We start from the raw sequence: 7,998 nt of genomic DNA, 5'->3' as shown, positions 1-7,998 counted from the left end.
TTGGCGGGTCCGGAGCTGACGGCGGAGTACTGGTACGAGAACTGCCGGCGGCCGGTGTCCTTCGAACCCGTCGTGCGACGTCTCCTGGCCGAGGGTCATCGGGCGTTCGTGGAGTGCAGTGCTCATCCGGTGTTGATGTACGGGGTGGAGGAGACGGCTCAGGACGCGGGTGTGGAGGTGTGCACGACGGGCACGCTGCGCCGCGACGAAGGCGGCCTGGCGCGTTTCTACACCTCGCTCGGCACCGCGTGGAGCCGCGGCATCCCCGTCGACTGGACCGTCCTCTGTGCCGGACGCGGCGCCCGCCGCGCCGACCTCCCGACCTACGCCTTCCAGCGCGCCGGCTACTGGCTCTCCACCGCCCCCGCCCAGCAGGACCCGGTCCCCGCCACTGCAGCCGACGAGACCGAGGCGCGGTTCTGGCAGGCGGTGGAGGCCGAGGACCTGGAGGCGCTCGCGGGCACGCTCGACCTCGCCGAGCGGCGGGCGCTCGGCGAACTGCTGCCCGAACTGGCCGCCTGGCGCCGCCGCAGCCGGGAGCGCGCCACTCTGGACTCCTGGCGCTACAAGGTGACCTGGACCCCGGTGCCCGTCCCGGCCACGCCGACGCCCCTCGGCACCTGGCTGATCGTGACCTCCGTACAGGCCGCCGGGACCGTCGCCGCGGCGCTCGCCGTCCACGCCGAGACCGTGACCCTGGAGATCGACCCCGCGCAGGCCGCTGCCGCGGGGACACGCGAAGCCCTCGCCGTGCGGCTCGCGGACACGGTCGCCGCGCTGCCGCGCCTGGACGGAGTGCTGGCACTGCTCGGACCGGACGAGGAGCAGGGCGCCGCCACCGTCCTCGTGCTCGCCCAGGCGCTCGCCGACGCCCAGGTCATCGCGCCCCTGTGGTGCGCCACCAGGGGAGCGGTCGCCGCCGGCCGGGCCGACCGGGCGCCCGTGCCCGCGCAGGCCGCGGTGTGGGGGCTCGGCCGGGTGCTGGCCCTCGAACACCCCGCCACCTGGGGCGGCCTCGTCGACCTGCCCGACGCTCTCGACGAACGCGCCACGGCCCGGCTCACCCACGTCCTCGCCGGCGACCTCGGCGACGAGGACCAACTCGCCCTGCGCACCAGCGGAGTGCTCGCCCGGCGACTGACCCGTGCCCCGCTCGGCGACGCCGAGCCGGTGCGGCGCTGGCAGCCGCGCGGCACCGTACTGGTCACCGGCGGCACCGGCGGCGTGGGCGCCCAGGTCGCCCGGCGTCTCGCCGCCGGTGGCGCCCGGCACCTGGTCCTTACCAGCCGCCGCGGCCCGCAGGCGCCCGGAGCCGTCGCGCTCGCCGACGAGATCCGCGCGCTGGGCGCCGAAGTCACCCTCGCCGCCTGCGACATGGCCGACCGCGAGCAGGTACGGGCCGTCCTCGACGCGATCCCGGCCGGGACACCCCTGACCGCCGTCGTGCACGCCGTCGGGGTACCGCAGTACACGCTCGCCACCGACACCACCGCCGACGAGTTCCGGCGGCTCACCGCGGGCAAGGCCGACGGCGCCCGGCACCTCGACGAACTCCTCGGCGACACCGAACTCGACGCGTTCGTGCTGTTCTCCTCCAACTCCGGTGTGTGGGGCGCCGCCCGGCACTCCGCGTACGCCGCCGCCAACGCGTTCCTCGACGCGCTCGCCGCGCGGCGCCGCGCCCGCGGTCTGACCGCCACCTCGCTCGCTTGGGGCGCCTGGGGCGGCGGCGGAATGATGGAACTCGACGGCGCCGGCGCGTACATGCGCCGCCGCGGCGTGCTGGAGATGGACCCCGGACTCGCTCTGGACGCCATGGCCCGGGCCGTCGAGCACGACGACACGTTCGTCGCCGTCGCCGATGTCGACTGGACCCGGTTCGCCCCCGGCTTCACCTCCGAGCGGCCCAGCCCGCTCATCGCCGACCTGCCCGACGTCCGCGCCACCCGGGCCGCACCCGAACAGGCGCCGCCCGCCGAGGAGTCCGTCTCCGCGCTGGTGCGCAGGCTGCGGGCCGCGCCGCCCGCCGAACGCGGCGGCCTGCTCGCCGACCTGGTGCGCACCGAGGCCGCCGGCGTCCTCGGGCACCCCTCCGCGGACGCCGTCGAACCCGGGCGGCCCTTCAAGGATCTCGGCTTCGACTCGCTGACCGTGGTGGAACTGCGCAACCGCGTCACCACCGTCACCGGCCTGAAACTGCCCGCCACCCTCGTCTACGACCACCCCACCCCGCAGGCCCTCGCCCGCTTCCTCGAAGCCGAACTCCTCGGCGAGCCCGACGAGTCGGCGCCCGCCACGCCCGCCGCACCCAGCGCGCCGGCCGAGGAGCGGGACGACGACCCGGTCGTCGTGGTCGGCATGAGCTGCCGGCTGCCCGGCGGCATCGAGAGCCCCGACCAGCTGTGGCAGGCCGTCACCGCCGGCGAGGACCTCGTCGGCGACCTGCCCCACGACCGCGGCTGGACTCCCGCCGACGCCGACGCCGGCGCCGGTGACGACGACCTACAGGCCGTAAGCACGCTCAGCCAGGCCGGACTGCTCGGCGGCGTCGGCGAGTTCGACGCGGCCTTCTTCGGCATCTCCGAGCAGGAGGCCCTCGTCATGGACCCGCAGCAGCGGCTCCTGCTGGAGACCGCCTGGGAGGCGTTCGAGCACGCCGGCGTCGACCCCCGCGGCCACGCCGACGAGCAGACCGGCGTGTACGTCGGCGTCGGCTACCAGGGCTTCGTGCCGCGCGGGCGCATCCCCGAGGAGAGCGAGGCCCACCTCGGCGGCGGCATCGCCCCCGCCATCGCCTCCGGCCGCCTCGCCTACGCCCTCGACCTGCACGGCCCCACCCTCACCGTCGACACCGGCTGCTCCTCCTCCGCCGTCGCCCTGCACCTGGCCGTGCAGTCCGTGCGCCGCGGCGAGTGCGGCATGGCCCTCGCGGGCGGCGCCACCGTGCTGTCCCAGCCGGTCGCCTGGCACCACCTGGGCGGCGCCGCCGCCGACGGACGCTGCAAGCCGTTCTCCGAGGACGCCGACGGCACCGGCTGGGGCGAGGGCGTCGGCATGGTCGTCGTCGAGCGTCTCTCCCGCGCCCGCCGCCACGGCCACCGCGTCCTCGCCGTGGTGCGCGGCAGCGCCGTCAACCACCACGGCGCCACCAACGGACTCACCGCCCCCAGCAGCAGCTCCCAGCGGCACCTCATCCAGCAGGCGCTCGCCGACGCCGGCCTGACCGCCGAGCAGATCGACGCCGTCGAGGGCCACGGCACCGGCACCCCGCTCGGCGACGCCGTCGAGGCCGAGGCGCTCCTCGCCGCCTACGGCCCCGGCCGCCCCGCCGACCGCCCGGTGCTGCTGTCCACGGTGAAGTCCAACATCGGCCACCCGCAGTCCGCCTCCGGCGTCGTCGGCGTCATCAAGACGGTCCTGTCCCTGCGCCACGGGCTGCTCCCGCAGACCCTCAACGTCAAGGAACCCACCAGCCGCGTCGACTGGTCCTCGGGCGCCGTACGGCTCGTCACCGAAGCCACCCCGTGGCCCGACACCGGCCGCCCGCGCCGGGCCGGGGTCACCTCGCTGGGGGCGAGCGGCACACAGGCCCACTTCATCCTGGAGGAGGCGCCGTCCGGGAGCGGGCGGACGCCCGCCGCGGCGGACACCCGGGGCCCCCGGAACGGCGCCGCGGCCGGCCGCGGGCACGACGGCACCGCCCTGCCGGCGTGGCCCGTGCCGCTCTCCGCCCGCACCCCCGACGCCCTGCGCGCCCAGGCCGCCCGCCTGCGCGCCGCCCTGGACGGCGCCGGCGCGCCCAGCCCCGCCGACGCCGGCTACACCCTCGCCGTCGGCCGCGCGGCCTTCGAGCACCGCGCCGTCGTCCTGGCCCCGGACCGCGCCGGACTCCTGGAAGCCCTGCGGGCCGTGGAACAGGGCGCGGACCACCCGCACCTCACCACCGCCGCGGACGCGTCCCTCGCCTTCACCGGCACCCCGGCAGCCGCCGCGGAGGCGCTGTACGCCGCGTACCCCGTGTACGCCGAGGCCCTGGACCACGTACGCGCCCACCTGGACGTCCGGATCGCCGCCCCGCTGCCGCCGCTCGCCGAGGCGTTCGCGCACGAGACGGCCCTGCACAGGCTCCACGAGAGCTGGGGCCTGCTGCCGCGGGCGCTCACCGCCCACGGTCCCGGACGGCTCGCCGCCGCGCACGCCGCGGGCGCCCTCGGCCTGGAGCACGCCGTCGGCCTGCTCGCCGCCCACGCCGAGGGCGCCGCCGGACCGGCCGTCGAGGTGAGCGAGCCGCGCGTGCCGGTCGTCGACGCGGTCACCGGGGAGCCGCTCGCCGCCGCCGGCCTCACCGACCCCGACACCTGGACCACCGACGGCCCCGGCACCGGCGGCCCCGGCGGCACGGCGGACACCGACGGCGTCACCCGGGCCCTGCGCACGGCAGCCCGCTTCCACGTCGCGGGCCGGGCCGTCGACTGGGCGGCGGTGTTCGCGCCGACCGGAGCCGGTCTCACCGACCTGCCCACCTACCCCTTCCAACGGCGCCGCTACTGGCTGTTCGGCTGAAGCGGCCCCTCGAACGGCGCGTCACCGGTCACGGCCGGGCGCCGAACCAACCACCACCGGAGGAGAACAACCATGCTGGACGAGCAGAAGCGCAAGGAGATCATCGCGGAGTACTTCCGCAAGGTGAACGAGGGCGACGTGGACGCCATCCTCACCCACTTCACCGAGGACGCCCGCATCGAGGACCCCGTCGGCCGTGAACCGCGCGTCGGCCGCGCCGCACAGCGCGAGTACTTCATGAGCAACATCGCCGCCGAGGTCACCGTCGAACCGGGCCACGCGTCGGCCGGCCAGGACGGCAAGCAGGTCGCCGTGCCGGTCGCCGCCACGATGACGAACATCCTCGACCCCAACCGCGCCCGCACCAACATCAACGCCGTCGACATTTTCACCATCAACGCCGACGGCCTGATCGAGGACATGCGAGTCTTCTGGGGCATGAGCGACATCGGCGTCTGAGCGGGTCCCCACCGCGCACCGGCGCCCGAGCGGCCCCCGGCACCGACGCGGAAGCGCAGTAGCGCAGAAGCGCAGGAAGAGAAGGAGACGGTACGCCCATGAGCATCACCGACGAGCACAGCGAGCTGTGGATACGCAACTTCCACCCCGCGCCGCGGCATCCGCACCGCCTGGTGCTGCTGCCGCACGCCGGAGGATCCGCCTCCTTCTTCTTCCCCTTCTCGCGCGAACTGTCCGCGCACACCGACGTGTCGGCCGTGCAGTACCCCGGCCGCCAGGAGCGGCGGACCGAACCCCTGCTGGACAGCGTCGACGACCTCGTCGACCAGATCCACCGCGCACTCGTGCCCCTCGCGGACAAACCGCTCGTGCTGTTCGGCCACAGCATGGGCGCGGTGCTGTCCTTCGAACTCGCCCGCAGGATCGAGGCGGAGGGACGGATCCCCTTCCTCGGGCTGATCGCCTCCGGCCGCCGCTCCCCCCTCGTCCACCGCGAGGAGAACGTCCACACCCGCGGCGACGAGGCGCTCATCGCCGAGATCCGCGCCCTGAGCGGCACCGACGCCGGCGTCCTCGCCGACGAGGAACTGCTGCGCATGGTGCTGCCCGCGATCCGCAGCGACTACAAGGCGATCGAGACCTACCGCTACCGGCCCGAGGGGCCCGGGCCCGCGCTCGGCTGCCCCGTCAGCGTCCTGACCGGGGAGTCCGACCCCCGGGTCGGCCTCGACGAGGCCAGGGCCTGGAAGGACCTGACACGCGGACGGTTCGCCTTCCGCAGCTTCCCCGGAGGGCACTTCTACCTCACCCCGCGGCGGGACGCCGTGATCCGGGCGATCGTCGAGGACCTCACGGCGTTCTTCCGCGTCCCGGTCAGCTGACAGCCCGGCCCCTACCCGACCGAACGATCCGAGATGGGTGTTTCATGGAGACCAAACAGGTGCAGTTCAGCGCCGAGACCCGCAACCTCCTGGTGGCCCTGTACTCGCGGGCCCATGACGCCAAGTCGGACCGCCCGATCCTCGGCGACCGGCTCGCCGCGCGGGCCGTGGAATCCATCGAGGACTACGACCGGCTGAAGACCCAGCTGAAGATGCGCGACGACGACGCCATCGCCCTCGCCATCCGCGGCCTGGAGTTCGACCGCTGGGTCCGTGACTTCCTCGCGCGCAACCCGCGCTCCGTCGTCCTGCACCTCGGGGCCGGCCTGGACGGCCGCGTCTTCCGCATCGACCCGTCCGCCGACGTCGAGTGGTACGACCTCGACCTGCCGGAGATCGCACGGCTGTACCGCGACCTGTTCCCGCGGCGCGACCCCCACCACCATGTCATCGGCGCCTCCGCCCTGGACCCGGCCTGGCTGGCGGACATCCCCTCCGACCGGCCCGTGCTGGTCGTGGCCGAGGGCCTGCTCGTGTACTTCACCGAGGACGAGGTACGCGACCTCGTCACCCGCCTGGTGAGCCGCTTCCCGTCCGGCGAGCTGCTGTTCGACGCCTACACCCCGTTCTCGGTGAAGGCGATGAACAAGCACTGGACGGTCAAGGCCACCGGCAAGTACTTCGTCTGGGGCCTCAAGGACCCCAAGTCCCTGGAGGACTGGGCGCCCGGCGTCCAGCACCTGCTCGAGTGGACCTTCACGGACTCCCCGTACGTGGCGCACATGCCGTGGACTTCCCGGATCATGTGCCGGATCATGAACGCGATCCCGGTCCTGCGGAAGTACAACCGCGTGATGCGCTACAGCTTCTGACGGACCATCATCGCTCGGCGGCCGAGAGGGGGCGTGGTGGGCGGCGAGCCGCCGACGGCCGACGGTGAGAACCCCTCACCGTGCCCCACCATCCGCTCGGGCCGCCGAAGACACCCGCATCCGACCACCCAGGGGGCCTCATGAGATCTGCCCTGCTTCCGTTGTCCGGCACCGTCGCGCTCGCCCTGCTGTTAGCGGCCCCGCCCGCCCACACCGCGCCCGCCGCCCACGCCGGCCCGGTGGCGGCCACCCGCACCACCGGGCCGGACGACACCACGGTCCGCATCCCGCTCCAGGGCGCCGTCAACGCCCGCGACCTCGGCGGGCACCGCACCTGGACGGGAGCCCAGGTCGCCTACGGCCGCGTCCTGCGCTCCGACGCCCTGAACCGGCTCACCGACGCCGACCTGGACACCCTGGCCGCGCTCGGTGTGACGACCGTGGTGGACCTGCGGACGCCGCAGGAGGCCGCCCAGGGCCCCGACCGCCTCCCGCCCGGCGCCACGGCGCTGTCCCGCCCCGTCGACGACCACAGCCTGTACCGGACGATCGCCACCGCCATCGCCTCCAAGGACCCCGTCCTGCAGCAGGAGATGCTCGGCGACGGCAAGGCCGAGCAGTTGATGACCGCCGCGTACGAGGGCTTCGTCACCGACCCCGCCAACCGGGCCGCGTTCGCCACCGCCCTGCGCGACATCGCCGGCGCCCAGGGCCCGGTGCTGGTGCACTGCTCCTCGGGCAAGGACCGCACCGGCTGGCTCGCCTACGTCCTGCTGCGCACCCTCGGCGTGCCCGCCGCGGAGGCCGAGCGTGACTACCTGCTGTCCAACACCTACCGGGCCGACGCCGACCGGCAGGCCCGCGACTACCTCAAGTCGGCCGGCTACATGGAGAACCCCGATCTGCTGATCCCCCTGCAGGAGGTCCGCGAGGCCTACCTGCGGGCGGCCGTGGAGCGGATGGAACGCGACTACGGCGGCCTGCACGGCTACCTCACCGACGGCCTGGGCCTGACCCCGCGGACCCTGGTGGCCCTGCAACGGCGCCTGGTCCGCCACCACCAGTGACCCCGCACGCCTGAACTACGCCTGCGGTCGGACCCCGCGGGGCCGAAACGTGGGGGGGGGGAAAATGACGGGTTTGGGGCGGCCCCGGTCCCGGGCCCGGGGTTCACGACCCCGGGCAAGCAACCTACCACTACCCGTTTCCTTTACCAAGGGCGC

The 7,998-nt window shown here is 74.5% G+C and carries 5 protein-coding genes; all 5 read left to right on the top strand.

Annotated features, from left to right (window positions below):
- The coding region (locus tag ACZ5GT_RS40460; RefSeq protein WP_469036874.1) for an SDR family NAD(P)-dependent oxidoreductase at positions 1-4,563 on the top strand (4,563 nt) is incomplete at its 5' end.
- A gap of 72 nt (positions 4,564-4,635) precedes the next feature.
- Positions 4,636-5,022 carry a nuclear transport factor 2 family protein gene (locus ACZ5GT_RS40455; RefSeq protein ID WP_360758925.1) on the top strand — a complete coding sequence of 129 codons (387 nt, stop codon included), beginning with the start codon at positions 4,636-4,638 and terminating at the stop codon, positions 5,020-5,022.
- 98 nt (positions 5,023-5,120) lie between these two features.
- Positions 5,121-5,903, top strand: a complete 783-nt coding sequence (locus ACZ5GT_RS40450; protein ID WP_469036871.1) for a thioesterase II family protein — start codon at positions 5,121-5,123, stop codon at positions 5,901-5,903.
- Between the two features lie 44 nt (positions 5,904-5,947).
- Complete coding sequence (locus ACZ5GT_RS40445) at positions 5,948-6,775, top strand: class I SAM-dependent methyltransferase (protein ID WP_469036869.1); 828 nt, start codon at positions 5,948-5,950, stop codon at positions 6,773-6,775.
- Between the two features lie 140 nt (positions 6,776-6,915).
- Entirely contained in the window at positions 6,916-7,842 is a 927-nt protein-coding gene (locus ACZ5GT_RS40440) for a tyrosine-protein phosphatase (RefSeq protein WP_469036868.1), read from the top strand.
- The last annotated feature ends 156 nt before the right edge of the window (positions 7,843-7,998 follow it).

The organism is Streptomyces sp. NPDC031340 (assembly GCF_055569945.1).
This window is presented reverse-complemented; position numbering and strand designations above follow the sequence as displayed.